We start from the raw sequence: 25,831 nt of genomic DNA, 5'->3' as shown, positions 1-25,831 counted from the left end.
ATTTAACTACACATAAAGGAAGAAGTTATGATTCTTGATTCATTTAATCTTGAAGGCAAGGTCGCTATTGTGACCGGATGTGATACGGGCTTAGGCCAAGGAATGGCACTTGGCCTCGCTGCCGCGGGTTGTGACATCGTTGGTGTTAACATTGTTGAGCCAACAGAAACCATTGAGAAAATGGCTGAAACTGGCCGTAAGTTCATCGATGTACGCGCTAACCTCATGAAATTAGATGATATCCCTAGCATTATTGACACTGCGCTAAGTGAGTTTGGTAAAATTGATATTTTAGTAAACAACGCTGGTATTATTCGCCGTGAAGATGCTGTCGATTTTAGTGAAAAAGACTGGGATGATGTCATGAACATTAACATCAAGTCAGTATTCTTCATGTCACAAGCGGTTGCCAAGCAATTCATTGCCCAAGGAAATGGCGGTAAAATTATCAATATCGCGTCAATGTTGTCTTTCCAAGGCGGTATTCGCGTTCCGTCTTACACTGCATCAAAAAGTGCAGTGATGGGCGTCACTCGTCTGATGGCTAATGAATGGGCGAAAGAAAACATTAATGTAAACGCTATTGCCCCTGGTTATATGGCAACTAACAATACCGAAGCGTTGCGTAACGATGCAGCTCGTAGCAAAGAAATCTTAGATCGTATTCCTGCGGGTCGTTGGGGCTTACCTAGCGATGTCGCTGGTCCTTGCGTATTTTTAGCATCAGAAGCTTCTAACTACATCAGTGGTTACACCATTGCTGTCGACGGTGGCTGGTTGTCTCGCTAACGAGAAAATAAACGCAGATGCTCCTTATTCAGTGCCGCAGACGCAGATATATCAGGCTTCCCTGATATATACCGCGGATACGTTCTGCACGCTGACTGGTCATCTTCGTACTTGAGTATGACGTGCTGAACTTAAAATTTGCGTCACAAGCCCCAGCTGAGCATTAGTGGACAAATATTTGTCCAAATGCTCCAGCGAAAGGGGAAGCAGCCTTAGCAATAAAGGAGAGAGCGATGTTTGTATTTAATCAAGACATTACCTTAGAAGACTTAGGTAATGGAGTATCACGTAAGGTACTCGCCTATAGCGACAACATCATGACGGTGGAAGTACATTTTGAAAAAGGCGCTGTTGGGCCGATGCATAATCACCCACACGAGCAGTTAACCTATGTTCTTTCAGGGGCCTTCGAATTCACCATTGGCGATGAAACTAAAGTCGTGAAAGCCGGTGACACACTCTACAAAGAACCCGACGTGATGCACGGTTGTGTTTGTTTAGAGGCTGGTGTTTTACTCGATAACTTCACACCAATGCGTAAAGATTTCGTCTCATAATTATCAATAGTAGAAAGCTATTTAGCTTTCTCAAGCGGGAGTATATTTAATGAAAGTCGCCTTATTAATGGAAAACAGTCAAGCCGGAAAAAACGCTACTGTTTTAAAAGAACTAAACTACGTGGCTGACCCTCTAGGTCATTCAGTTTACAACGTAGGTATGAGTGATGAGAATGACCATCACCTGACTTACATCCACCTTGGTATTATTGCCAGCATTTTACTGAATTCAAAAGCAGTTGATTTTGTCGTCACTGGTTGTGGTACTGGCCAAGGCGCAATGATGTCTTGTAACATTCACCCTGGTGTCGTTTGTGGTTACTGCTTAGATCCTTCAGATGCCTTCTTATTCAACCAGATTAACAATGGTAATGCTCTTGCGTTGGCCTTTGCCAAAGGTTTTGGTTGGGGTGCTGAATTAAACGTTCGTTACATCTTCGAAAAAGCCTTAGTTGGCGAGCGTGGCCAAGGTTACCCTCTCGAACGTGCTGAACCACAACAACGCAATGCAGGTATCCTAAACACCGTGAAAGCGGCAGTTGTGAAAGACAACTACTTAGATACACTACGTGCGATTGACCAAGAACTAGTCAAAACTGCAGTTACTGGTGCGCGTTTCCAAGAATGTTTCTTTGCAAACTGCCAAGTACCAGAAATCGCTGATTACGTGAATTCATTAATTAAGTAATGGATTAAACCCCAGCGTTTAAACCAGCCCCCTCGGGCTGGTTTTATTCATCTCAATATTAGCGATCCAAGTATGTCCCTAATCACGACCCCCCTTCAATCGGTTCAGCAACTATTTCCCCAACAAGCAGTCTTCCGCTTATGGTCTGAGCCATCAGACAGTTCCCATCTTAAGCCAATAGTCACTGAACGAAGTCACCATCTCGCAGCGCCTAATCGAGCGCTCAGTCAAACCCAGGATCCTGAAATAATCATCTATCCCAGTAAGCAAAGTAAAGGCATTGGCGTATTGATCATACCGGGAGGAAGCTATCGTCGAGTGGTGATTGATCAAGAGGGGAGTGAAATCGCAAAGCAGCTCAATCACTTTGGTTATCACGCTTTTATACTCAATTATAGAATGCCAGGCGACGGTCACCGCTTCGCCGCAGATACTCCACTAGCCGACGCTCAACGTGCGCTTCGCTGGATCCGAGCGCATGCCCATCGCTGGCAATTACAGCACATTGGTGTACTCGGTTTCTCCGCCGGCGGTCATGTTGCAGGGCGGCTCAGTCACCAATTTAAGCAGGTCATTTATCCGCACCATGATCACATCGATAGCTTTAGTGCACGGCCTGATTTTAGCGCCTTGGTTTATCCGGTGATAAGCATGGAGCAAGCCATTGCCCATCCAGAATCTCGTCAACTATTAATTGGTACAAATCCGAGTCCTCAGCAAATTGCAGCTTATTCACTCGAACAACAAGTCAGCCCAGAGACTCCGCCTTGCTTCATCCTGCATGCCAGTGACGATCCCTCAGTAAGTGTAGAGAATAGCTTGCGACTATGGCGAGCGCTGAGTCGCCATCAAATAGCGACCCAGCTACATTTATTTGAACGTGGCGGCCATGGCTTTGGTATCAGCAAGACCGAAGGTTTGCCGCTTGCCGTGTGGCCACAACTCTTGCAGCAATGGATCAATAGCCAGTTTGCGTCTAAGTGACAATCGAGCTCTGTACGCTTATCCCGACTTAGATTGAAGATACGGATGCAACCAACGCAGATTAATCAAACGCCAGCAATATAACGCTCCTCGGAACCACCAGTCAGCAAACATTCCCAACCACACTCCGTATACGCCCAACCCCCAGACAATACCTAAGACATAACCCAGAACAATCCGGCAACCCCACATGCTGACAATCGCGGTCCACATCGTATATTTCACATCCTTCGCGCCTTTAAAGGCATTTGGTAATACGAAGGAAGCAGCCCATATTGGCGACATCAAGGCATTCATATGTATCAACTTGACTACAATCTCAATCACCTCGGGTTCACTGGTATAGAGTCGCGCCAATTGCTCGGCAAACAAAGCGCTCAAGCCAGCAAAGGAGACTATTAGTGCGGTTGCAAAGTAGAAGCATAATCGCAGTTCCCGCTGAGCCACATTCGGTTTATCTTGCCCTAAACGCCGACCGATCAACACAGTACAGGTAATCGCCAAGGCATTCCCAGGTATATTAATCAATAATGCGATAGAAAAGGCCACCACATTACCAGCCATCGCTGCGGTGCCCATCCCTGCAACCATCATCTGAGTGATCAATTTGCCAACGTTAAACATCATCGATTCAACGCTAGCAGGAATGCCAATCCCCAAGATCTCTCTTAAAATGATCCGGTTAAAGGCTGTAATATACGACTTCAACTTAAGATTAAAATGCTGATTATTGGCTAAGCAATACAGAATCATCAATGCGCCCGCCCAACGAGCAACACATATCCCAAGGCCAGCACCAATCAAGCCAAAACCTTGCCAAACATCACCACCAAGCCAATGAAATCCGTAGATCAACGGATAACTAAATACAATGTTCAGAAGGTTCATCAGAATGTTGCTCATCGCGGGTAAGCGAGAATTCCCCACCGCTCGCAATACCCCGCTGCCAGCAAACACAATCGCCAAAGCCGGAAAGCTAAAAGCAATCGTCTTCAGATAGGTGGCCGCCATCGCAATCACCTGCTCGTCAGCCCCATAAGCAATAACTTGTAACAATGGTTTGGCAAAAACAAAAATGCCAAGTCCAGCCAACAAACTGAACACAATCGCCAAGTTCACCACTTGTGGTGCGCCAGCGCCGACTTTTTGCATGTCTCGTTTGCCGAAAGCGTGGGCGATCAGCACCGAGCCCCCTAGTCCCACAGCCATCAGCACAGAAATGATGATAAAAGTAACACTATCGCTCACCCCAACGGCAGCGGTTTGTACATTTCCTAATCGGCTCACCAGAATAGTACTGACGATCCCCATTAACACCACACAAGCTAACTCAATTAAAATTGGCCACGCGAAGGGAATAATGTTACGCGCCAACAACACCCGATAGCGGTAGTAATACCGCCATTGGATTGCTGGGCTTAGTGATGATGTCAATACTTGTGGACTTTTAGATAGTATTTGTCTGCTCAATTAATTTACTGCTAACCCCTCTGGAATAAAGCTACGACCATCTAAGGTTTCGCTATACAATACGTCATAGTCGTATACGGTTTTAACTTCCCCTTTCACTAAACGTTCCCCATGTAAGTAGCCACCCTTAGAAATGGCGACAGGAATCGCAGAATAGAGACCTTTATAGGCGGCTTCTATAGCTAACAAGGCATAGGGGATCGGATCATCAAGACGCGCATAAACGTGTTCGCTACTGGCCAAAAAGTAACCGCGATGATAGTGCTGCTTCAATAGGTTTTGCCCCACTAAATCTGCCAAACTCAACAATCGACTATCTTGACTAATTTGATATAACTCTAGTAGTGCAAAGACTAAATAAGCAGAACTCAAATCAGATTGCTCAGCAATCGCTATAGGTGCCAGCGACTGTGCATCCAGCTCCCCCAAACCAAAACGAGCAAACATGCTAGCAGTTAATGCTCTTAACTCTGAATTATCACTAAGCACACTGGCTCGCACTAACGGCAGCAAATAGGATGGATCGGCAGCATGCCGTTTGATTTGTCCACCTTTAGCCCCGTAGTAACCATCTCGTGGTAATACAAACCCGGTCATATCTTGACCACTATTCCACATTGGAATGATCTCGTTACTCGCTTCATCCCAAGCATATTGAAAGTAAGCTTTAATGCCATCAACTGCCCACGCCGCCATTTGCGGGTCGTTAAGCTGTTTGGCGCACTCTAAAATAGCCAGTGGATTATCAACCACAACAGGCCAACAATCTCTAAATAACACATTGGCTTCGCGGGCAATATCACCAAATTCGGGCCCAAACTGACGTTTAGCACGATCGCCAAACCAAGAATAAGTGAGGCTATCATCTTCGGGAATAGGTTCACGCTGCAGCGGAGAAGAATATTGATAGACCGGCATGCCTGTCTCTGGGTGACGCGCTAAAACAAATTGATGGTAAAGGTGTTTCGCCCAAGTCGCCGCATCTTGGTCGCCACTATATTTATAATAATGACAAGCTGCATACACCAAATCGGTGGCCGCATTGACAAAAGTAAGACCTACCGTTTCGGGTAAGGCTGGTAGCTTGCTCGGATCAACGACTGCACTTGGCTGATGCTGCTGAAATACATCATCGGGGCAAGGCGTCAGGTATTGTCCATGGCGGCTTAAATCTAACTTATTCCAGTCGAGCACATGCGCCGACCAGAAGCCTTTTAGAAAATTTTGGGTGGTTTCGGGGGCCACTTGATATAAAAAGTCATAAAAGGGAAAGTGATGTTTGAGTTCATGCACACACTCTTTACTCGCTGGCCCTTCAATATTGCCATTGTCGCGATGAATAAAGCGGTGGCCGCCCCAATGGAATAAACCACTAGCCTGATCAACATAATGCTCTAAAAAGTAGTCCACCGTTTGCTTGGCTTGATCCGCAAAACATGCCTCTCCGGTAATCGTCGAGAGGGCCACTAAACCGCGAAAGAAATTTTGTTGGCTAGCCAAATTGCTCATTGGTACTTTGGTCCCATCAGGGTAAGTCCACTGAATCGCCGAATTGTCACGGCTATCGAGGCCATCCGCCAACAACGGAGTATCGCTTGCTTTGGCCAATGAGTATAACTTTTGATAATAGTCAGTAAGAAGCGGTAGATAAGATTGGCGAGTATCAGACATAACGATCTCCATCGAAAATATATATCCTCGTTTAAGGACATCAAGTTAACAGTTAAAACAGCGTTATCTAGGTGATTCGCTGCGTACAATGCGTCAGCTATCTAGCTTTATGCGCTAGAACACGACAGCCACGACATAATAAATTTTTAGCCACTTGTTCAGGGCTTGATTGGACTGTCATCGATGTATTGAATTTACGTTACAAAACAACAATATCGACAGGGTGCTGACGGTAGGCAAGCTTTTGAAGTGCAACTTCAAATCTTAGCAATGCAATCCACTTCAGTAAACCGCATATCTTTTACAATGAAAAAGCACCCCATCTCTGGGGTGCTTAAATTAACCGAGGTTAATCTAGATTATTTAGAAATACGCGATAATACACGATTACCTTTGCGTAAGAAGTTCTTCGCAGCTTCAGCTGGAGTCGATTGACCATAATCTAAGTGTTGCATTTCTTCTGCAAATAACTCCATTAACTGAGCGTTATCTGTATAAGGTGTTGGCAACACGTCCACGGGTAACTCTTGTGCAAGCGTATAACCTTGGAATGGCAAGCTGTTGGTATCTAAACCTGCATCTTTCAAAGTTTTAAGACCAGATTTGCTTAGTGGAACACCACGCGCATCGGCCATTGCTTTAACACCTTCAGGATCATTCAACAAGAAGTTAACTAACTTAGCAGCCGCTTCTGGGTGCTTAGTGTTACGACCAATCGAGAACATCATTGATGGGCGAGTTAACAGACCTGAATCAGTTGCACCAGGCGCCATTGGGTATGGACCTAATTCCATTGATTGTGGTGGAGCTAAGTTGTTAGCGTATTTCTTGATTGATGTATTCCACATGTACAAACCGCCAAAGTGACCATCGATCCAAGGGCGCATTTCGTTCATATTACCTTTACCGTAAGAAGCGAACTGCTTGGTAGAAGGGAATACATGATTTTCAACCATGTCGACGTAAACTTGGAAGAACTCAGTCATTTCTTTTTGGCTGAAGTCTAATAAGTTTGAATCATGATTGATGATGTCTTTACCGTATTTTTGAATGAAAATTGAACGGTTAATTGCAAATACGTCACGCGACTCTACAACCAACGGGAAGTAGTCTGCGCCCAATTTAGCTTTGAAAGCTTGACCAGCAGTTTTAAAATCTTCCCAAGTTTTAGGGTAATCAACGCCAGCTTTAGCCCAAGAGTCTTTGTTGTAGTAAAAAACACGCGAAGTAATACTAACTGGCAAACCATTAATTTTGCCATCAATAGTAGTCATATTAAGCGCAGTTTTAGGGAAATTATCTAAATGCAAAGCACCGGCTTGACCATTCATGTCGTAAAATCCGGTACCATTTTTAGAGAAGATAGGTAACCAGTTCCAGTTGGTTTGCATAACATCAGGCTCAGTATTACCAGCAACCTGGGTGGTCAAACGAGACAAGTGGCCACTCCAACCAGTGTATTCACCTTTTACCACGATATCAGGGTACTTCTCATGGAATTTTTCGATGGCTTTTAAGGTTGCCTGGTGACGACTGTTACCGCCCCACCAAGACATACGCAATTCTGTTTGTGCATATGCACTCGCAGTCATTGCTCCAAGAGTTAGCGCTGTTAGGGTCGCCAGTAGTGTTTTCTTCATCATTATTATAGCCTCCAAGCTATTTTATTTGTGTTCAGAAATGTTCACTTCAGTTTTACTCAAGATACGCGTCCACCGATGTCCGTTGTGGACGCGCGTTACGTTTTTACTTCAAATTAATGATCTAAAGAGATATTTTTTTCAGTTGTTTTATCGAAGATATGCGACTTAGCGGTTTCCACCATAAAGGTCACATCTTTCTTCAGTTCCATATTTAGAACTGCTTTCACATCATCGATAGGAACACGAGCGGTCAATTCATGGCTGCCTACTTTGAAGTAAACAAACACTTCGTGACCCATATTTTCCATACGAATAACGTCGCCTTTCAAGGTTTGTTCGCCCGCAACGTTCTCGGCAGTTAAGGCCAGAGAAATATTATCTGGACGAACCCCAAATACAGTGTCAGTAAAACCATTGGCACGAATATTCGCGACTTTTTGAGGCGGCAAGGTCAAAATCTGGCCATCAAGGTTAACGACTAATGAGTCATCTTTTTCCTCAAGTTTCACGTCGAACAAGTTCATCTCTGGTGCGCCAATAAAGCTCGCTACGAACATGTTCACAGGGTTGTTGTACAAATCTTCAGGTGTATCAACCTGCATGATTTCACCCAGTTTCATCACACAGATGCGGTCACCCATGGTCATCGCTTCAGTTTGGTCATGAGTTACATAAACCGCTGTAGCCGGACGATTCTCTGTTTTTAAGTGTTTATGCAAGTCAGAAATACGAACCCGCATTGAAGCACGCAGTTTGGCATCAAGGTTTGATAGTGGCTCATCGAATAAGAACACTTCAGGTTTCTTAACAATCGCTCGACCTACCGCAACACGTTGTGCCTGACCACCAGAAAGCTGACGAGGCAAACGGTCGAGTAAGTCTTCAATTTCTAAGACTGCTGCCGCTTCATTTACTCGTTGTTCAATCTCGGTTTTAGGTAATTTTTGTAGTTTCAAACCAAAACCTAAGTTTTCTGCCACAGTCATGTGTGGGTACAAAGCATAGTTTTGGAAAACCATCGCAATACCACGGTCTTTCGGTGCAAGGTTATTCACTACCTTCTCACCAATGGTGACTTCACCACCGGTGATGGTTTCTAAACCAGCAAGCATGCGTAGGGTTGTTGATTTTGCACAGCCTGATGGGCCCACAATTACCAAGAACTCGCCATCTCGAATGGTTAAATCGATGCCATGAACGGCCTTAAAACCATTTGAATATACTTTTTCTAACTTTTTAAATTTAACTTCTGCCATTGTCTTAACTCCGAAAACTAACCTTTAATACCACTGCTTGCAGCACCTTCAACGAAGTACTTCTGAGACATGAAGAACACTACGATTGAAGGAATAATTGCGATAGACGCCATTGCTAGGATTTCATTCCATCTAGCACCTTCGGTAACGTCGATAGACATTTTCAGAGCTAAAGCAATTGGGTACTTCTCTACGCTTGATACATAAATAAGTGGGCCGAGGAAGTCGTTCACCGACCACATGAATTGGAACAATGCTACCGAGATAATCGCAGGGCGAATCACCGGTACCACGACGTACCATAAAATTTGGAACGAATTACAACCGTCAATCATGGCTGCTTCTTCCATATCGGTTGGGATACCCCGTAAAAACTGAACCAACATGAATACGAAGAAACCTTGAGTTGCAAATGCCAACGGTAAGTAAAGTGGCAAGTAGCTATCCAATAAACCCATTTCGCGGAACATCAAGTACTGAGGGATCAGCAATACTGATTGAGGTAATAAGATGGTGGCAATCAAGGTTGCAAACCAAAAACCTTTCCAGGGGATCTCAAAACGAGCGAAGCCATAAGCAACAATCGTTGAAGAAACCACAGTAAAGAATACTTTTGGCAATACATATGCAAAGGTATTGTAGATGTAATGACCAAAGGTAAATTCGGTACCGGTTTTCCAACCATTGATGAAACCTTCCATGCTCCACTCATGTGGCCATAGGCTCATTGAGCTAAAGATTTCATGGTTTGGTTTTAACGACGCAGAGAACATCCATAATAAAGGATAAAGCATCGCAAAACCGACAGCACCTAAGATAATGTAACGGATAGTCGCGTTAATTTTCTCACGACGAATAGTACGGTCGTTTTCTTTATTCGCCAAAGCAACTTGTGCTTTTTCGGCTGTAGACATAGAAGTAGCCATTATGCCTTACCTCCTTTATCACCTGAGTAGAATACCCAGTATTTAGATGAACGGAATGCGATTGCAGTGAAGATGGCAACAACAACAAACAGAGCCCATGCCAATGCACTACCGTAGCCCATATCAAAGAACTTAAACGCCGTCTCGTAAATATAAAGAGAGATGAGGTAAGTCGACTTCATGGGGCCGCCACCAGTCACCACATAAGGAGCGGTAAACTCTTGGAAAGCCTGAGTGGTTTGCATAATGAAGTTAAAGAAAATTACAGGTGTAATCAGTGGCACCGTCACTTTCATGAACATTTGCCATTTACTAGCACCATCAATTAAAGCGGCTTCATATTGAGACTGAGGCACGTTTTGCAATGCAGCAAGGAAGATAACCATCGCCGAACCAAACTGCCAAGCCCGTAACAAAGTAATCGAGAACAACGCAAATGCAGGTTCGCCTAACCAGTTAATTGGATCGGCACCAACCACCGCTAACAAACCGTTCAATACGCCGTCAATCGCGAACAAAGCTCGCCACAATACCGCAATTGCAATACTACTACCCAAGATAGAAGGAATGTAGTAAGCCGTACGGAAGAACCCAATACCTTTTAGTTTAAAGTTAAGAAGGAAAGCAATAAAAAGAGCAAATGCCAATTTTACTGGGATTGTCAAAAAAACGTACATAAATGTCACGCCCATTGACTTCCAAAACAAATCGTCCTCAGCGAGCATATAACGATAATTTTCAATGCCGACAAACTTAGGCGTTGTCATCAAATCATAATCGGTAAAGCTCATAAAAAACGATGATATAAATGGAAAAGCGGTAAACACTATCAACCCTATAATATAGGGGGATAGGTACGCTAAACCAAGCCTACGACTTTCATACATTTTTTCGTCCTTAATAGTTCTAGTAATCCTCTAAAAAGTGGCGGACTGTGTATAACACCACCTTTTAGCTGTTAGCTATATTAAACACGCAGAAATCCATAAGTGCCACTCAATAAAACCATAAATGTGATCAGTGATTTTATTTTTTAAAAGATATCTACAAAAAATGTGAAACATCGTTCCGTTATTTGAGTTGAATACCATCTACCCCAACAATAACGAGATCTACATCACACTTCTGTCATGACAAAAACGTCCATAAATGGCTGCATTGATGTCAGGAAAAATTTAAACTGGGGATAAAGACGATCAGGCGATTCAGCTTGGTGCTATATCCTGAAACTAGAAAAAATTATAGCGCTTAATGTTATTTTTAAGAAAGTCACCAACATTAGAATACTCTAATTTAGTGTGTTGTGTTGACTAGGCATTATTTTATAGACAAGTCTAAGTGGCAAGCATCGCGGAACCAGAAAGATCAATACCTATATCAAGTATAACAACTCTAATTTGTTAAGACATAAATAGAGCAACAGCATTTCAACATATTTGATTCGGCTAAAGTACGACTCTGCGCGTTGATTTATATCTCTAAAAGTGAGCGATAAAATAATGAGAATTTGACATACAACAAGTTTCGAATGAACGGAAATCGATGCAAGCGCCCAGCCATAGAGCTAAGCCTTAGATGAACTTCCAAAAAAACACCAAACAAGTGGCAACAATATTAACTCTTTATCATTACTGTCATAACAAACAACAAATAAACTAAAAAAATATTTAAAATCAACACTTTAAAAGAAAACCAAACGAGTAGCCAGTTGATGAGAGCTACTAACCTTCAAATATAACGGGTTGCCAGTAAGTACCAATCATAGGAGGTTTTGAGAAGTCAGCGGTCCACAAGCCGATAATCGCATAAAATGAGTTTATGCATAGCTTGAATTTTAAATCTAAACGAATGAGCATTTAATAACTAAAGAGTCAACAGATGGTGATTTGTGAGCGACTGCACATGATTTAGCGATACAGCTATCGGTAATAGTCTATTCAAAGACGATACTAAATTACAGTTGATGCAACTCACGCAAATTAAAAACAACTTTCATATAAAAATTTAATTTTACAAACAACAAAACCCTAGCTCTTAAATAAAGAGGTCTATCGAAAAGCTTCTTTTGATTAATTATTCACGATATGGCGAAAACGTTACCAAAAATTGCTAAATAAAGACTATCAAATGCATCAAATATGTTCATTGGCACGGTGCTGTGTCAACCATAAATGAAGTGCTAGCACCAACATTCTCCGGAGCTAGATCACAAATATAACTGTCAATATTTATCACTATTTATATTGGATCACATTTCTCTGCTAACCCATCTTTACAAAACAAAAACAGCACTTATATTGAACTCGTGTACCCATTAAAACAAAACGGAGTTTCATAATGAGAAAAAGCACTATTGCAACCGCAGTTCTCGTTGGCTTATTCGCAAGTGCGACAGTCAGCGCGGCAACTGTAAACATGCGTCACGAATACCAACCATCTTATAAAGGTAACAATGCGAAACATAAAGACCGTATTTCGATTAGTCACCGCCTTAAAAATGGTATCGGTTTCGAAGTAGAAGCCAAATGGGCAAACAATAAAAATGATGACGCTTTCGGTGATTACACTGGTTCTGGCCAACAAGCCAACATCAGCTACCTATACAAAATCGGCAAGTCTGGCTTCTCGCTAAAACCACAATATAAGTGGGAATCTGGCTCTACTAAATTAAGTCACCAGTTCAACTTGACCCTGGGTTACAAAATTAACAAAGCTTGGGCAGTTTCTTGGCGTCATCGTTACAACTACGAAAGACAGAGTTCAACGGTTGACAAGCCAAATAACCACTACAATCGTTGGACCTTCGAAGCTGGTTATAAAGGCTTTGAAGATTGGAAACTCGGCGCGTCATTTGATTACACTTGGAACAGTGCTAACAAAGGTAACGCTTGGGAAGATAAAAAAGCTTGGTTCAGTGAGTTTAATACCAAAGCGACTTATACAGGATTCGAAGGTAACTGGTCTCCATTTATTGAAATTGGCTTAGCACCAGACAAAGATAAAGACGCCAACAATAAATATGACAATGCTTGGGGTGTAGGTTCTCCTAAAGCGGCAAAAGATATCTGGCGTCCTCGCTTCCGTATCGGTATGAAATACAAGTTCTAAGCTAGTCACATAGTTACTACTTTTTAAACCAAGGCCTATTTTGATTCTCCTTTTCAAAATAGGCTTTTTTAATATAGGTATCCCTAATGAAATTATCGACCGTTGTAGTCTGCGTTTCCTCGGCCTTCACGCTCAATGCGTTGAATGCCTATGCCGCAAGTGCGGATGATTTAGTCTGGCAAGCCATTACCTTTGGCCAATCCACCGACCTTAACTTTGGCTCCACTATTTTACCGGAAAAAGTTGGTACCAATCAGGTCACCGTGAATGGACAGCCCGTGCAACCTGGCCCAGTGGCCAATCAATTCACCATTGAAAGCCGTGGTGGAAAAATTGCCAATTCTCATGAAGGGATGACCTTCTATTACACCAAGCTGCCCACCGATGTAAATTTTAGTCTTTCAGCCACCATCACTTTAGAACAATTAGGCCCAGAAACGGGATCTAAACCCAATCGCCAAGAAGGCGCAGGCATTATGCTGCGCGATGTGATCGGTAAACCACGACTCGATCCTCAGCCTGAAGGTTTAGAAGAATTTCCGGCTGCAGCCAACATGGTTGCAGCCATCTTACGAGCCAATAAAAAAGCCAACAATGGCTTAATCAATATCAACGCCACTTACCGTGAAGGCATTTACCAGCCTTGGGGAACAGGCGGAAACCGGATGAAACGCGACGAGTTCATCAAAGGTGTGCCTTACGGCCCAGCACAAACTTATCAAATCGGTTTAACCCGAACCAACACCGGTTACAGTGTTAGCTATCGCCATGGTGAACTTGAACAAATCCAAGCAGTCAAAGGGGCCAATGCCAACGTTGTTGAAATGCAAGACCCTGCCCATCAATACCTTGGCTTCTTTGCTTCACGGAATGCGAAAGTGACCGTGAGCAAGGTAAAACTCCAACTAAGCAAAGCCAACACCGCGGATGCGCCCCGTTTTGTTGCCAAAATGGAAACTCCGATTGTACAAGCGATGTCTCCTGAGGTCTCGGCGACCAATCATTACACCGTACAAGCCCAAGCCAATTACAGTGGTCAATTTAGCCTGAGCCAAGATGGACAGAGTTTGGTGGAAAACCAGCATGTGGCTGCGGGCGAAATGTTTAGCTACCCCACACAATTAGCACAAAGCAATACTAAGTTTGATCTGAGCTTCACGCCACTGGAAGGTCCAGATACCAGTGCGATTCAAACTCAGTATAAGGTGGTGAAACAAGCGCTGAAGAACCCAATGCAAATTTTGGTGAATCCACAGGGTGACAATGGTCGACTCAGCTTAGCCGACGCCATTCAACTGGTCCCCCCGGGCGGCACAATTTTACTCGAGGACGGCGATTACCCAGGTTTAGAAATCCCTATCTCTGCCAGTGGTACCCCCGACCATATGAAAACCCTAAAAGCCAAGGGCAACAAGGTTCGCATTACCGACGCCTACCTGCATGATGCGAGTTACTGGAATATATCCGGTCTTGAAGTGATTGGCGCCCGAACCAATGTTCACGGCAGTCACAATAATTTTGCTCACATGGTCACTCATCAATCCCCCGATACTGGTTTTCAGATCTCGTCTGCCAAGGGCATTGGGCGTGCGTTATGGGCCAGCTATAACGTGGTTAGCGATAGCATTAGCTTTAACAATATGGATGATTCGCAAATTAATGCCGACGGTTTTGCGGCAAAAATACGTGTCGGTGATGGTAATACTTTCATTCGTTGTATCTCTCACCACAATATTGACGACGGCTGGGATTTATTCAATAAGGTCGAAGATGGCTCTAATGGTGCGGTGACAATTATTGACTCCATTTCCTACATGAACGGTCAAACCTTAACCGTAAAAGGCAAAGGAGGCACCCGCGGCAATGGCTTTAAACTAGGCGGGGAAGGTCTGCCCGTTGCCCATGTGGTGAAAAACAGTATCGCCTTCCATAACAACATGGATGGATTTACCGACAACTTCAATCCTGGTTCATTGATACTAGAAAATAACGTCGCTATCGATAACGCTCGCTTCAATTTCTTGTTTCGCAAGAGCCCCTATTCTGACGCAGTCAAACAAGGTGACTTCACCGATAATCAATCCTATCGCTTCTTTGTTAAGAGTAAATACAGTGATGTGGTCAATGCCAGCACACTCAATGGCAACCAATTTATTATTGATGGAAAAGCCACTGACCAAAATGGCAACTTAGTGGACATAAGCCAATTAGATGAATTAAAAGCCGCGTCAAAAGTGAATACTCAAGACAAGGTTCCAGGGGACGCGCAAGCCAAAAAATTACAACAACTACTAAAATAGACGATCGGTAAGTTCATCGTTCAATGAAGGCTTATGCTCTTAGTCAATCAAGGGCTAAGCCTTTACTCATGGTGACACAAAGCGAGTCGTTAGCCGCGTCACAGAAACAAAAAAATATCATTATTGGGAACAACTTAAGTTAATAAAAGCAGATGTACTTATGATAAACAACACGCATCTTCGGTAAAATATTCTCTATAAAATTAATTTTTACGATGAAATATCAACCGACTAAACTCGAATGATTGATATTGCACATTTGGCTTTTCAAAATGATGCTGATTAAGGACTACTATGTTTGCAGCTTATAAAAATCGTAGCGTAGGCTTTCAACTTAAACTGGTGATTGTCTTCTGCCTCGTCATCGCATTTAGCGGGATCGCAACCTTAGTTTATCAAAACGCCTCAAAGCTGTTGTTAGAAACCAGCTTAAGGGAGCAGCAATCTAAACTAGATGCTGTCGCACAAACGGTAAGCGGTCAATTTAATGCCTATTTGGATTCGACTAAAGTGCTTAGCTCTACCTTTAAGAATGGTTATTTAGCTGGCTATGAAGTCGAAACCACCATTCTTGATTACGCAAACAAGAAGATCCAAAACGTTAGCCTATACGGCATGCCCTTGATCCATAACGAAGATCTAGTCGATACCTTTACCCAAGATACCGGAGCCTTTGCCACCATCTACTCCGCAATGGGCGATCAATGGTTAAGCATCGCCAGTTCTCTCAAAAATGACAGCGACCAACGTGATTTAAACCATGTTATCGATAGCCAGCATCCTGCTTATCAGGCCTTAAGCCAGGCGACTCCTTTTGCACAACAAACGGTCCGTTATGGTCATAGCTACATCGTATATTTTGATCCGATTAAAGACTCTGAAGGCAAAGTCGGTGCGGTGTTTGCGGTCTCTTTACCCGTAGAAAAAGCCACTGCTGCGATCCTCGCATCTTTAACCAACATCAAGTGGGGCAGCACTGGCACCACCATCGTCGCCGATCAGGAAGCTGAGCACCAAGGTCAATACCTACTCGGTTCAATTGGTAATAATGAAACTAACTTGCTCAAATTTAGTGATGCCGATGGGCAGCAACCTTTTGCTAACTTAAGCGATAGCCAACAAGGCATGATCCGCTTCCCTGTTGAAGTGGATGGCAAACGTTTAGAAAAATATTTGGTCTATACCCAGGTACCAGGTTGGAACTGGCGACTCATTGGGGGGACTTTGGTGAATGAGTTGACCAAAGATAGCCAAACACTACTCAAATTAATTGCTGTGATTGCACTTGCGATTGGCCTTGTCACCTACGCCGTCATGACCTTAATTATTAAGCAAACCATTCGCCCACTAAGTCGCCTGAAAGTGTTTATGGACCGTTTGGGTCAAGGCGAGGTAAGTATCTCGGTGCCAACTGGCTCTAGCCAGTCCCAGAATGAAATTGAACAGTTAACTCAAGGCGTCGCCAAAATGGCAGCCCAATTACACTCACTAGTAGGAGAAATCAATCAAACCAGTAATCAGGTTAATGAGCAGTCTTCCAATGTGGCGCGCCATGCCGATACCAACTTGACTCAATCGGATTTACAACAGCAAAAAGTAGAGTTGGTGGTGAGTGCAACCGAACAACTCGCAGCCTCTGCCCAATCGGTTGCCGAGCAAGTAGAAACCATTGCTGAAAATGTGCGTTTAGCTGATGTCGACACAAAATCGGGTTTAGAGGTGGTCGATCATGTCAGCAATAACATCGTATTATTAAACGATCAGCTCAACAGCTCCTCGCAAGCGATAGAACAAGTCGAAAAAGACAGCCAGCTTATCTATAACATCACCAAGATGATCGATGAGATTGCAGAACAAACCAACCTACTCGCCTTGAATGCTGCCATCGAAGCAGCCAGAGCCGGCGAACAAGGCCGTGGCTTTGCGGTGGTTGCCGATGAAGTTCGCACCCTCGCCCACCGAACCCAAGTCTCCGTGAAGGACGTGGTAGACATTATGGGACAACTGAAAAATTCAACGGATAATGCTGTTGGCCTTACCGAGAAAAGTCGCCAACAGGCAAATGCACTGTTATCACAATCGGAGAATGCGGGTTCTTCTCTAGAAGCGATCGCATCGCAAGTCTCAGCAATCGCCGAACAGTCACATTCCATCGCTACCATCGCCGAGCAACAAGCTCAGGTTTCTTTACAGGTTGCCAGTAATTCAAGTGAAATCCACGAACTCAATCGAGAGAGCCATTCCACCAGCCTAGAAACCGCTGAAAGTGCTCGGGCACTACAACAACAGGCTGATTCCCTCAAAGAACAGTTTAATTTCTTCCACTAAATACAGTGCGAGTCTGCCCTCATGTAGACTCGCCAATCACTGAAGACTATGCCGAATAAAACAATCCCTAATCACATCCAGCAAGTAACTGTGTCTCTGCAAGCAGACGCCGATTTTAGTTCGATCCAACAGGCGCTCGACAACGCACCAGATGATCATTCACCCTATTTAATTTATATAGCCAACGGTCGTTATCAAGAAAAGATTAAAGTGACTCGAGCGAACACCCAGCTCATCGGCGAAAGCCAAACCCACTGCATTGTCAGTGCCACTATGGCCAACGGCATGATTGACTCGCAAGGTAGGAAATTTGCCACCTTTAATAGTTACACGCTTTGTATTGACGCAGCTGACGTACAGATCCGCTCGCTAAGCATTGAAAATGGCTTTGATTTTCCAGCCAATGCGGCTAAAGCGGAAGGTGACCCAAGCAAACTAAAACATACCCAAGCAGTCGCCCTCGCCTTAGGTGACAATGCCGACCGCGTTCAGTTAATCGATCTCGATCTGCAAAGCTATCAAGATACCCTGTATTTACGTGCCGGACGTTGTTACTTGAGCCACTGCCGTATCGCTGGCACCATCGACTTCATTTTCGGAGGCGGAGTTGCCCTCATCGACAAATGCGAGATCGTAGCTCGTAATCGAGAAGCGCAACACCACGAGCAAGTCTATGGCTATATTAGTGCGCCTTGTACCGACATCAAGCAAACACATGGCTTGGTATTTCGCCATTGCCAGCTCAGCAAAGAGCCCGGTGTACCAGCTAATAGTTATGCTTTAGGACGGCCATGGCACCCAACCACACAATTTAGTGATGGTAACTATGCCGACCCTAAGGCAATTGGGCATGTCGCCTTTATCAATTGTGAACTCGACGACCACCTCTACGGATGGGATAAAATGAGCGGTCGGGATATCCAGCAAAATATTATTTGGTTCAGGCCTGAAAATTCTCGTTTTTGGGAATACAACAATAGCGGTGCGGGTGCCAAATCACGCGATAAACAACGACCTCAGCTCACAGAACAACAAATGCAGCATTATCAACTAGAGCATATTTTCGGCGATTGGCGGCCCTCGTTGTACCAAGCTAACCAAGCCGAATAAGATGATTCTGGATCAATTTCGATTCAGTCGACAAGCGTCAGGCCAATTCAAAATAGTTTGAGGCCAGCTCTTTAAAAAGCTTCGTTACCCGGCTTGTCACTGATGAGGCTGAGCCAACTTGATATGCAGCCTCAATCGATATACATCATACAAAAATTACACTCAGGTAGATAAACTGAAATATTCAGTTTATCTACGCCTGCATTTTAAAGGAAAATGTCTATCTTCATCAACCAGAGAGCTTGCCTCACCCGCTTTAGCCTCGATAAAAATACGCCTTTACCAGCCTGGCAAAAGGTCATGACCCCTTTGGCAAAAGAGCCTTCGTCAGCCGCTTTTCAAGTGTTCGTAGAGGCCACGATAGCTTCCAAGTGAAGGAACGATATGCACTCTCAAACAAGTTACGGTAATCACTTTCTGCGCGTTGCAACCGCAATATATGTTCCACCAGGACAGGGTCTAATTGGGACAAATATTGCTGATATTGTTGATAAAGTTGCTCAACCAAGTCGGGATCTCCAGCCAAAATGGCCTGATAGGTTTGCTCTGCCAATCGAGCAAGCTCGCCTTCCCGGTGAACGGCAGATGCAACATTTCTACGAAGCTTCTGCTCAATGAAACTACCACCGCCCTGAGTTATGAGGTCCAGTTCAAAACGTTCAGATATTTGCCTCCTCACCGTTTCAGGCGAAGCCAATAAGTCGGCAAAGTCTACGACTAAACGAGAACTTTGATTAGTTTCACGGTAGGCCAAGAAATTGTAATTAAGCCATAACATTAAACCTTTAGCCTGAGAGAAACCATCACGCTTCGCCAATGAACCCGCCACCTCAACAGGATTACGGATCATCAATAAGTAATTAACCTGGGCAGGGCTTCGCTCCAACACTGGCCGCCATAGAGGCAATAATACGGATACCCGAGGGTCTTTCATTCCCCATACCGCTGAACCAGCATATTCCTGTTCAATCAATTGCAGTGCCCGTTGTTGCCATGCCTCAGAAAAACTGCGAGCCGGATGAAGGCAATAACAGGGGTCTTCCCAAGAACTGCCTAATTCATCAAATAACTGATCGTTGAAGTCGACTAAGTGAGCATTTTCCCAGAAACCTTTATCATTGACCCCAGCTTGCGCTTTAAATAGGTGTTTACCCATAAAAACACCAAACTGGGCAAGCTCACCCGATAAGGCTGAAGTCCCACTACGATGCATGCCAATAACGATGATGGCCTTTGCTTCCATAACAATATCCTTTGACTTTATTTGGTCGGTTTTAGCAAGCGAACCTTTGCAAACCATGATTGATAATGTTCACTCAATCATTCTCAGTTAGTCATTCTCAAAACCGTCGCTCGAGCTGCTAAGCCGCAGTTCACCATGAACTTAAACTTGAACTTAAACTTAAACTTAAGAGCAATTTCAATAATCTTACACCGCTGCCCAAGATCCATCATTCTCAGTTAGTCATTCTCAAAATCGTCGCTCGAGCTGCTAAGCCGCAGTTCACCATGAACTTAAACTTGAACTTGAACTTAAACTTAAGAGCAATTTCAATAATCTTACACCGCTGCCCAAGATCCATCATTCTCAGTTAGTCATTCTCAAAATCGTCGCTTGAACTGCTGGGCCGCAGTTAATAGTGGACTTGGGATCAATTTCAATAATGTTAAACCGCTGCCCAAGACCCATCTCATTCTCAGTTAGTCATTCTCAAAATCGTCGCTTGAACTGCTGGGCCGCAGTTAATAGTGGACTTGGGATCAATTTCAATAAATATCCCCTCAGTCTCATGTGCAAATTAGCATGACACTGGTCAGCCAACAGTAAACTGCTACCCGCTAACTTAAATTCACCAGAGAACACATAATTTTTAGCATAACGCCGATGGATTGCTGACTTTATTTCAGCCCAGTTAATACCGGGGAACTCAGCCCCATATTCTGCTTCAATTTTATTGATACAAACCAACTCCGCTTGATGCATTTTCTGATCATTAAGAGAATAATTATTTTCGTGAATAATATGCTTTGCAAGAGGAGCAGAAACATAGTCAAATCGACAATAGCGGGATAGCTTCAGCCACAGATGCCAATCATCAACGCCCATCAGACGTCGATCATCATCGAAACCTGAGACCCTTAAAATCATATCTTTGCGAGCAATAACGGTGCAACACATGATCAGGTTTTCATTGACCAAGTCTCTTCGGATTTGTTGTTGCTGCAGAGGCTTTAGTCGAGTTTGTTTGGTCTGCTTAAACTGACAGAGCTCCACATAGGCATTACTAAAGACTAAGCCGACCTCAGGGTCATCGAATAAGGGGAGTTGAGAAGAGAGTTTGTGACTTTCCCACAAATCATCTTGATCACAAAAAGCAATAAAGGGCGCGCGCGACTGCTCTATCGCAAAGTTTCTAGCATGGGCAACGCCCCCATTGGGTTTACTAAACGCCCTTATCTTGGGATTGCTGCTGGCAAGTGATTCAATCAACGACCTTGAACCATCCGTTGAACCATCATCGACCAATATAATTTCGAAATCTGAAAAATCTTGTTGTAGTACTGAATCAACGGAGGCTTCAAGTAAACGCTCTCCGTTGTATACGGGAATAACAACGGACACCAAACACGCAGCCATTATCAACTCCCTGTTTTTTGACTAAATTAACTGCTTCCTACAAAGATTAGCTTAAGACGCGCCTTATACAACAATAAACGAGCAGCAAAACTCGGGGCTTCACTTAACGCCTGTTTAATAATCGGGATTGCGGCCTTAGGTTGGCCGCGCCAAATCAACTCGCGGGCCCAATTTAGGCGAACCTTAGCTTTAATCATCGGCGCAATAGCCTCGAGCTTACGAGCCGGTTTAGTCGTAAGAAATCGGTCAATCACTTCCAAATTATCCGCATAAGAACAGAGTTGAGAACCCAGGCTGTTCTCAACACTTTTTTTATGCACCAGCACTCGATTAACAAAGCCAATCATGCCAAGGCTGGCAATTTTATAATAAACATCGATATCTTCGGCGGTAAGTAAACGAGTATCAAATAAACCGATGCTCAGTAATAACTCACGTTTCACCAGTACCGTTGAAGTCGTCAAATAAGGGTTAATGAATATTTGTTCGATAGTTTTATCTTCAAATGTGAGTCCACTTTCGGTCTCTGTTTGGTTCAACTCACTATCGTCACTACAATCTCGAGTATAACAAGCCACCCAATGGGGGTTTTCCTGCATCGCTTCGAGTTGAATCGCCAATTTATCCGGATGCCAATAATCATCAGCATCTAAAAAGGCAATCAAATCACTGGTGGCAACGCTTATCCCTGCATTTCGCGCCGCAGAAACCCCAGCATTTTGTTGCTCGATATAAATAATACGATCCAAATATCCACTTAAAATGTCTGCAGTTGCATCGCTAGATCCGTCATTCACCACGATAATTTCGCTCGCAACAGCTGACTGAGCCAATACCGAAAGGATGGCTTTTTCGATAAAACTTTGAGCATTATAAGCTGGGATAATGACACTCACAGTTAAGTTATCTTGCATAAGTTCCAGCTTCCGCACTGCTATATTGCATTTGTTCAACAGCATCATTCAGTTGCTGTAACAAACGATTTTGTAAATTTTCATCGCTCAGATAACAACGCTTAGTGTTGGCAAGCGCAGCTAGATTGGCAATGGTTTCATCTTTACTCTTTATACTTGAGTTTCGAGCTTGTGGTGGATACCAATCTTTCCCAAAACCAAAGGATCGCACCGTACGTTTAAACTCATCTTTAAGATACTGCTTGGTACCAACATTAGCATAATGAATATACGGTCTGATCGTTGTCGGTTGGAAGTCAATATTGATGGTATCTAACCAATCTTTCCATTTTACGGTATTCACTTTGTCCGATAATAAAACTGGATGCCAAGGGATCCGCAAAGCATCGGCGACAATCGCACCATGCATTGCTTCGCAAAGCATTAAACGACACTGCTGCATCTCTGCAAATACTCGCTCAACCGACCATTCAGGAGAAATAAACCGGTAACCACAGCTCTCTGCGATATTTTGCCAGTCGGCACTGCGACAACTTAAATAATGCGGCATAAAACCAATATCACCACTGGCTTGATGTTTTGGCTGCATCACATTGCGTAACAACAGTGCCGAATCTGTGATCGCACAACTGGGATCTAAATTCAGTGATTTTGCTGAATAAGGCCCACGCACGGCATGCACTTTCCAAAGCTCAGTCACTTGGGGGATGTCGCCATATCCCACGCCTGAACCAACAATATGTAGAGTTTTATCACTTGGTAAATGATGATTGAGCAAGGTACCTATACCGACTAACAATTCAGAGGGATCATCATTGAAAAAGTCAGGAAGTAGCTTCGGCCATAACCAAGGATTTAAGTCATCGCCAAAGTTGCCGATGTCGTCTTTATAATAAAATAGCTGCATCAGCGATACTCTCGCCATTGATGATGAATCGTACTTTGCTGCATAGCGGTTCTCATAAACTCACTTTCAAGGTGATATAAACTGCGATAATAATCGCCCAGGCATAAAACATACAACGCCATACCATTTGTGCGGATAGCAGTTCTGCCAATACCGGGCGGATTTTCATCAAACGAAGGTGACTCGCGGTTTGCATTCCCATAAAGATAAACAACAACAATGTAAATTGTCGACTAAGGAAAAATGCAGTCACCATAAAGCCGACCATAGAATAAAATAAGGTCTTATTGAGACTGGCTTCTTCTGCGTATTGTTCCAGTTTCTCTTTTTCAAGCTCGGCGCTCAACTGGTCATCATTCTCAAGCTCTGCGTCAGAACGCTTTAAAAACATATATCCAATCAGCATATTTAGGATCAAAGTGCCGCCCCAAAAACTGTAACCCGGCACCCCGAGTTCAGCGGCGACATGAACATAAGAGTTATGTGCAACAATGCCATGGACGTCCACAAAATTGCCCATGCCAACACCAAATACCGGACTAGAAATCAACATTTGAATACCATCGTACCATGCATCAAGTCGCCCATGAGCGGATGACTCGGAAGCCGATAAGCCCCCAAACGAAGCCAACAATGTTGCGGCAATGGGGGCGCTAAACACGATAAATAACACCAGGCGAGCGCCCGCATTACTGATTAAAAAATAAATCGCTATCACTGCGATAGAACCCAACAAGGTGCCTCGCGAGCCAGTCATATAGACGCCGTAGCCTAGGGCCACAAGCGCAGCTAACATTAATAATTTAACTAATTTACCGCCACGGCCATAAAAATACCCCACAAAAGGAATATTCATCACTAAAAACATACCTAAGTCATTTGGATCACTGAAGAAACCCAGATAACTAATCCGCATCTCCTCTCGACCTACCGTAATACTGCCACCGATCCCAGAGCCAAAACGGCCATTAAACGTACTTTGCTGTACATGCCCGTTATATACCATGCCAAGGGCAGCAATAATGCAAACCACCATCAACCAACGCTGCCGACTAGGTGAGGTGATTAATACGCTGTACAAAAAGAATGGTACGATGGAACTCACAAATAAACGCTGCGCCTGAAAAATCCCGCCAGTCCCCCAGCCATTTAAAAAGGCGGACCCCATAATCAACGGCACTAAAGCTAACAACATATAATGCTGCGGGTAGAGCTTCATCGGGCGGAGCGTCAATAATGTCAATACTAAAGACGAAATCGCAAACACCTTAATGACAATATAATTCGCGGTTTCATAAGAAAACTCATGAGGACGGATCAATACCGCAATGGTGTACAGATATAAGAAAAAAAAGCCTAAAGGAGCCGTTTGCTCTTTAACCGGAAATTGTCTCCGCATCCCCTTACCCGCATTCATGTTGGAATGACTTTGTTGATTAACTTGAATAACTTTACCCTCCATGGACGTTTCGCGAGACAAAGATTAGCCATTTCTGTTTCTTCAGCAGCAAATTGCGTTTTATAGCCGCCCAACTTTCCTGCCATCATAAAATCATAAATCGTCGTTTTGCTATGCAACAGGCTCCAAACGTGTAAGGCGAAACCTGGAGAGCAATGGGCAAATTGAGCGTCATCCCAGCCAGATTGATAAAAATGTAGATGTTGTTTATCCAGCAAGAAGTAGTTTAAGGCAATCGCTTTTTGGCCAACAAACAGGCCACTCATTGCAACATGATTGGCATATTCGCGTCGAAAATCACCATGAAACTGAATAAAACGAGCCGCAGAGAATGCCCCCAATTGTCCTTGGTTTTGCCAACGCCCCTGGTGCATGGCAACCAAATCTGGCCAATAATGCTCCATCTCCGACAAGCTTAGCCATTTAAACACAGCTGACGAGTGCGCTAGTGTTTTGCTGGCTCTACGCCACTTAGAACGCCCATTACGCGATAGCTTAGCAATTGACCATTGTTCGCAATTCACCGAATAGGATTTCGCAGGATAACACTGACAGTGTTTTACTCCAGCCAACAACTGATACAAATGACTTGAGACATGAATCGCCCGACACAGCAATAAATCAAAATCGAGATTTTGTAAATACAAAGATAACACCGGCAATGCTTGCTGTTGGTAATTCGGCATCACTAAAACATCAATATATTCCGAGGCTAACTCAGCCTCTTCTTCTTCACCTTGTGCCAACAGCGACAATTTTTTAAGACCAAAGCCTGCTTTCAAGATTTGCCGATAAAAGGGAGCAACGGCTACCAACTGCCCCTCAGCGAAGCCAGCATAGACGAGCAGCTGCCAATCCTCCTGCCAGTAAACCTTTAACCAGTGTTTAATCCACTTGAACTGACTGAACAACGAAGCTTGACAAGTATCCGCAAGTTGCTCCCATTGAGGCTCGAGGCGCATCAACTCATCCAGTTGAGTAATTACACGCCAATCTACCGCTGTTTGACTCATGCGCTAAACTCTTCCACAAAGCAAGAGACAACAGCATAGATATAAACGTCCCCAGCATCCTTGCCTACGG

20 protein-coding genes are annotated in these 25,831 nt (G+C 43.9%); 8 read left to right on the top strand and 12 right to left on the bottom strand.

What is annotated here, in order from left to right:
- Positions 1 to 27 precede the first annotated feature (27 nt).
- The 4 genes from kduD to ACRRSX_RS03390 all read left to right on the top strand — a co-directional run bounded on the left by kduD (position 28) and on the right by ACRRSX_RS03390 (position 3,018).
- Positions 28 to 789: a 2-dehydro-3-deoxy-D-gluconate 5-dehydrogenase KduD gene (gene kduD, locus ACRRSX_RS03405; protein WP_432454624.1), complete on the top strand. Its 762-nt coding sequence runs from the start codon at positions 28 to 30 to the stop codon at positions 787 to 789.
- A gap of 233 nt (positions 790 to 1,022) precedes the next feature.
- Positions 1,023 to 1,346, top strand: coding sequence for a cupin domain-containing protein (locus ACRRSX_RS03400; RefSeq protein ID WP_432454625.1), 324 nt, complete (start codon positions 1,023 to 1,025; stop codon positions 1,344 to 1,346).
- 49 nt (positions 1,347 to 1,395) lie between these two features.
- Positions 1,396 to 2,034 (top strand): RpiB/LacA/LacB family sugar-phosphate isomerase, encoded by a 639-nt coding sequence (locus ACRRSX_RS03395; protein WP_432454626.1) that lies wholly within the window; start codon positions 1,396 to 1,398, stop codon positions 2,032 to 2,034.
- Between the two features lie 72 nt (positions 2,035 to 2,106).
- Positions 2,107 to 3,018, top strand: a complete 912-nt coding sequence (locus ACRRSX_RS03390; protein WP_432454627.1) for an alpha/beta hydrolase — start codon at positions 2,107 to 2,109, stop codon at positions 3,016 to 3,018.
- An 18-nt stretch (positions 3,019 to 3,036) separates the two neighbouring features.
- Here ACRRSX_RS03390 and ACRRSX_RS03385 read toward each other — a convergent pair whose 3' ends face one another.
- The 6 genes from ACRRSX_RS03385 to ACRRSX_RS03360 all read right to left on the bottom strand — a co-directional run bounded on the left by ACRRSX_RS03385 (position 3,037) and on the right by ACRRSX_RS03360 (position 10,871).
- On the bottom strand, positions 3,037 to 4,488 hold the full coding sequence (locus ACRRSX_RS03385; protein WP_432454628.1) for an EmmdR/YeeO family multidrug/toxin efflux MATE transporter: 1,452 nt from the start codon (positions 4,486 to 4,488) through the stop codon (positions 3,037 to 3,039).
- Positions 4,489 to 6,159: a hypothetical protein gene (locus ACRRSX_RS03380; RefSeq protein WP_432454629.1), complete on the bottom strand. Its 1,671-nt coding sequence runs from the start codon at positions 6,157 to 6,159 to the stop codon at positions 4,489 to 4,491.
- A gap of 359 nt (positions 6,160 to 6,518) precedes the next feature.
- Complete coding sequence (locus ACRRSX_RS03375) at positions 6,519 to 7,802, bottom strand: ABC transporter substrate-binding protein (protein WP_432454630.1); 1,284 nt, start codon at positions 7,800 to 7,802, stop codon at positions 6,519 to 6,521.
- 113 nt (positions 7,803 to 7,915) lie between these two features.
- Positions 7,916 to 9,058, bottom strand: a complete 1,143-nt coding sequence (locus ACRRSX_RS03370; RefSeq protein WP_432454631.1) for an ABC transporter ATP-binding protein — start codon at positions 9,056 to 9,058, stop codon at positions 7,916 to 7,918.
- Positions 9,059 to 9,075: 17 nt separating this feature from the next.
- Entirely contained in the window at positions 9,076 to 9,984 is a 909-nt protein-coding gene (locus ACRRSX_RS03365) for a carbohydrate ABC transporter permease (protein WP_432454632.1), read from the bottom strand.
- The gene (locus tag ACRRSX_RS03360; RefSeq protein WP_432454633.1) at positions 9,984 to 10,871 is read right to left on the bottom strand and encodes a carbohydrate ABC transporter permease; all 888 of its coding nucleotides are present in this window, start codon (positions 10,869 to 10,871) and stop codon (positions 9,984 to 9,986) included. Before ACRRSX_RS03360 ends, ACRRSX_RS03365 begins: the two co-directional genes overlap by 1 nt.
- Positions 10,872 to 12,321: 1,450 nt before the next feature.
- Between ACRRSX_RS03360 and ACRRSX_RS03355 the strand changes: the two genes are divergently transcribed.
- The 4 genes from ACRRSX_RS03355 to ACRRSX_RS03340 all read left to right on the top strand — a co-directional run bounded on the left by ACRRSX_RS03355 (position 12,322) and on the right by ACRRSX_RS03340 (position 18,830).
- Positions 12,322 to 13,092 (top strand): oligogalacturonate-specific porin KdgM family protein, encoded by a 771-nt coding sequence (locus ACRRSX_RS03355; RefSeq protein WP_432454634.1) that lies wholly within the window; start codon positions 12,322 to 12,324, stop codon positions 13,090 to 13,092.
- 86 nt (positions 13,093 to 13,178) lie between these two features.
- A complete protein-coding gene (locus tag ACRRSX_RS03350) occupies positions 13,179 to 15,392 on the top strand; it encodes a right-handed parallel beta-helix repeat-containing protein (protein WP_432454635.1) in 2,214 nt (737 codons plus the stop codon).
- A gap of 294 nt (positions 15,393 to 15,686) precedes the next feature.
- A complete protein-coding gene (locus ACRRSX_RS03345; RefSeq protein ID WP_432454636.1) occupies positions 15,687 to 17,720 on the top strand; it encodes a methyl-accepting chemotaxis protein in 2,034 nt (677 codons plus the stop codon).
- A gap of 48 nt (positions 17,721 to 17,768) precedes the next feature.
- Positions 17,769 to 18,830, top strand: coding sequence for a pectinesterase family protein (locus ACRRSX_RS03340; protein WP_432454637.1), 1,062 nt, complete (start codon positions 17,769 to 17,771; stop codon positions 18,828 to 18,830).
- A 298-nt stretch (positions 18,831 to 19,128) separates the two neighbouring features.
- Here the strand turns inward: ACRRSX_RS03340 and ACRRSX_RS03335 are convergent, their stop codons facing one another.
- The 6 genes from ACRRSX_RS03335 to ACRRSX_RS03310 form a co-directional block, all read right to left on the bottom strand.
- Positions 19,129 to 20,073 (bottom strand): sulfotransferase family protein, encoded by a 945-nt coding sequence (locus ACRRSX_RS03335; RefSeq protein ID WP_432454638.1) that lies wholly within the window; start codon positions 20,071 to 20,073, stop codon positions 19,129 to 19,131.
- A gap of 468 nt (positions 20,074 to 20,541) precedes the next feature.
- Positions 20,542 to 21,468, bottom strand: a complete 927-nt coding sequence (locus ACRRSX_RS03330; protein WP_432454639.1) for a glycosyltransferase family 2 protein — start codon at positions 21,466 to 21,468, stop codon at positions 20,542 to 20,544.
- 26 nt (positions 21,469 to 21,494) lie between these two features.
- Positions 21,495 to 22,382 carry a glycosyltransferase family 2 protein gene (locus ACRRSX_RS03325; protein WP_432454640.1) on the bottom strand — a complete coding sequence of 296 codons (888 nt, stop codon included), beginning with the start codon at positions 22,380 to 22,382 and terminating at the stop codon, positions 21,495 to 21,497.
- The gene (locus ACRRSX_RS03320) at positions 22,372 to 23,289 is read right to left on the bottom strand and encodes a polysaccharide pyruvyl transferase family protein (RefSeq protein WP_432454641.1); all 918 of its coding nucleotides are present in this window, start codon (positions 23,287 to 23,289) and stop codon (positions 22,372 to 22,374) included. Before ACRRSX_RS03320 ends, ACRRSX_RS03325 begins: the two co-directional genes overlap by 11 nt.
- 52 nt (positions 23,290 to 23,341) lie before the next feature.
- On the bottom strand, positions 23,342 to 24,751 hold the full coding sequence (locus tag ACRRSX_RS03315; protein WP_432454642.1) for an O-antigen ligase family protein: 1,410 nt from the start codon (positions 24,749 to 24,751) through the stop codon (positions 23,342 to 23,344).
- A complete protein-coding gene (locus ACRRSX_RS03310; RefSeq protein WP_432454643.1) occupies positions 24,703 to 25,761 on the bottom strand; it encodes a GNAT family N-acetyltransferase in 1,059 nt (352 codons plus the stop codon). Before ACRRSX_RS03310 ends, ACRRSX_RS03315 begins: the two co-directional genes overlap by 49 nt.
- Positions 25,762 to 25,831 lie beyond the last annotated feature (70 nt).

Origin of the sequence: Agarivorans sp. QJM3NY_30, from assembly GCF_050870855.2 — a bacterium.
Taxonomy (GTDB): domain Bacteria; phylum Pseudomonadota; class Gammaproteobacteria; order Enterobacterales; family Celerinatantimonadaceae; genus Agarivorans.
The sequence above is the reverse complement of the archived record's forward strand: the minus strand, read 5'-3'. Positions and strand labels throughout refer to the sequence as shown.

Excerpts from the sequence above, each read along its gene's own strand:
- kduD (WP_432454624.1), top strand. The coding sequence starts at position 28 with ATGATTCTTGATTCATTTAATCTTGAAGGCAAGGTCGCTATTGTGACC.
- ACRRSX_RS03400 (WP_432454625.1), top strand. The coding sequence starts at position 1,023 with ATGTTTGTATTTAATCAAGACATTACCTTAGAAGACTTAGGTAATGGA.
- ACRRSX_RS03395 (WP_432454626.1), top strand. The coding sequence starts at position 1,396 with ATGAAAGTCGCCTTATTAATGGAAAACAGTCAAGCCGGAAAAAACGCT.
- ACRRSX_RS03390 (WP_432454627.1), top strand. The coding sequence starts at position 2,107 with ATGTCCCTAATCACGACCCCCCTTCAATCGGTTCAGCAACTATTTCCC.
- ACRRSX_RS03380 (WP_432454629.1), bottom strand. The coding sequence starts at position 6,159 with ATGTCTGATACTCGCCAATCTTATCTACCGCTTCTTACTGACTATTAT.
- ACRRSX_RS03375 (WP_432454630.1), bottom strand. The coding sequence starts at position 7,802 with ATGATGAAGAAAACACTACTGGCGACCCTAACAGCGCTAACTCTTGGA.
- ACRRSX_RS03370 (WP_432454631.1), bottom strand. The coding sequence starts at position 9,058 with ATGGCAGAAGTTAAATTTAAAAAGTTAGAAAAAGTATATTCAAATGGT.
- ACRRSX_RS03365 (WP_432454632.1), bottom strand. The coding sequence starts at position 9,984 with ATGGCTACTTCTATGTCTACAGCCGAAAAAGCACAAGTTGCTTTGGCG.
- ACRRSX_RS03360 (WP_432454633.1), bottom strand. The coding sequence starts at position 10,871 with ATGTATGAAAGTCGTAGGCTTGGTTTAGCGTACCTATCCCCCTATATT.
- ACRRSX_RS03355 (WP_432454634.1), top strand. The coding sequence starts at position 12,322 with ATGAGAAAAAGCACTATTGCAACCGCAGTTCTCGTTGGCTTATTCGCA.
- ACRRSX_RS03350 (WP_432454635.1), top strand. The coding sequence starts at position 13,179 with ATGAAATTATCGACCGTTGTAGTCTGCGTTTCCTCGGCCTTCACGCTC.
- ACRRSX_RS03345 (WP_432454636.1), top strand. The coding sequence starts at position 15,687 with ATGTTTGCAGCTTATAAAAATCGTAGCGTAGGCTTTCAACTTAAACTG.
- ACRRSX_RS03340 (WP_432454637.1), top strand. The coding sequence starts at position 17,769 with ATGCCGAATAAAACAATCCCTAATCACATCCAGCAAGTAACTGTGTCT.
- ACRRSX_RS03335 (WP_432454638.1), bottom strand. The coding sequence starts at position 20,073 with ATGGAAGCAAAGGCCATCATCGTTATTGGCATGCATCGTAGTGGGACT.
- ACRRSX_RS03330 (WP_432454639.1), bottom strand. The coding sequence starts at position 21,468 with ATGGCTGCGTGTTTGGTGTCCGTTGTTATTCCCGTATACAACGGAGAG.
- ACRRSX_RS03325 (WP_432454640.1), bottom strand. The coding sequence starts at position 22,382 with ATGCAAGATAACTTAACTGTGAGTGTCATTATCCCAGCTTATAATGCT.
- ACRRSX_RS03320 (WP_432454641.1), bottom strand. The coding sequence starts at position 23,289 with ATGCAGCTATTTTATTATAAAGACGACATCGGCAACTTTGGCGATGAC.
- ACRRSX_RS03315 (WP_432454642.1), bottom strand. The coding sequence starts at position 24,751 with ATGGAGGGTAAAGTTATTCAAGTTAATCAACAAAGTCATTCCAACATG.
- ACRRSX_RS03310 (WP_432454643.1), bottom strand. The coding sequence starts at position 25,761 with ATGAGTCAAACAGCGGTAGATTGGCGTGTAATTACTCAACTGGATGAG.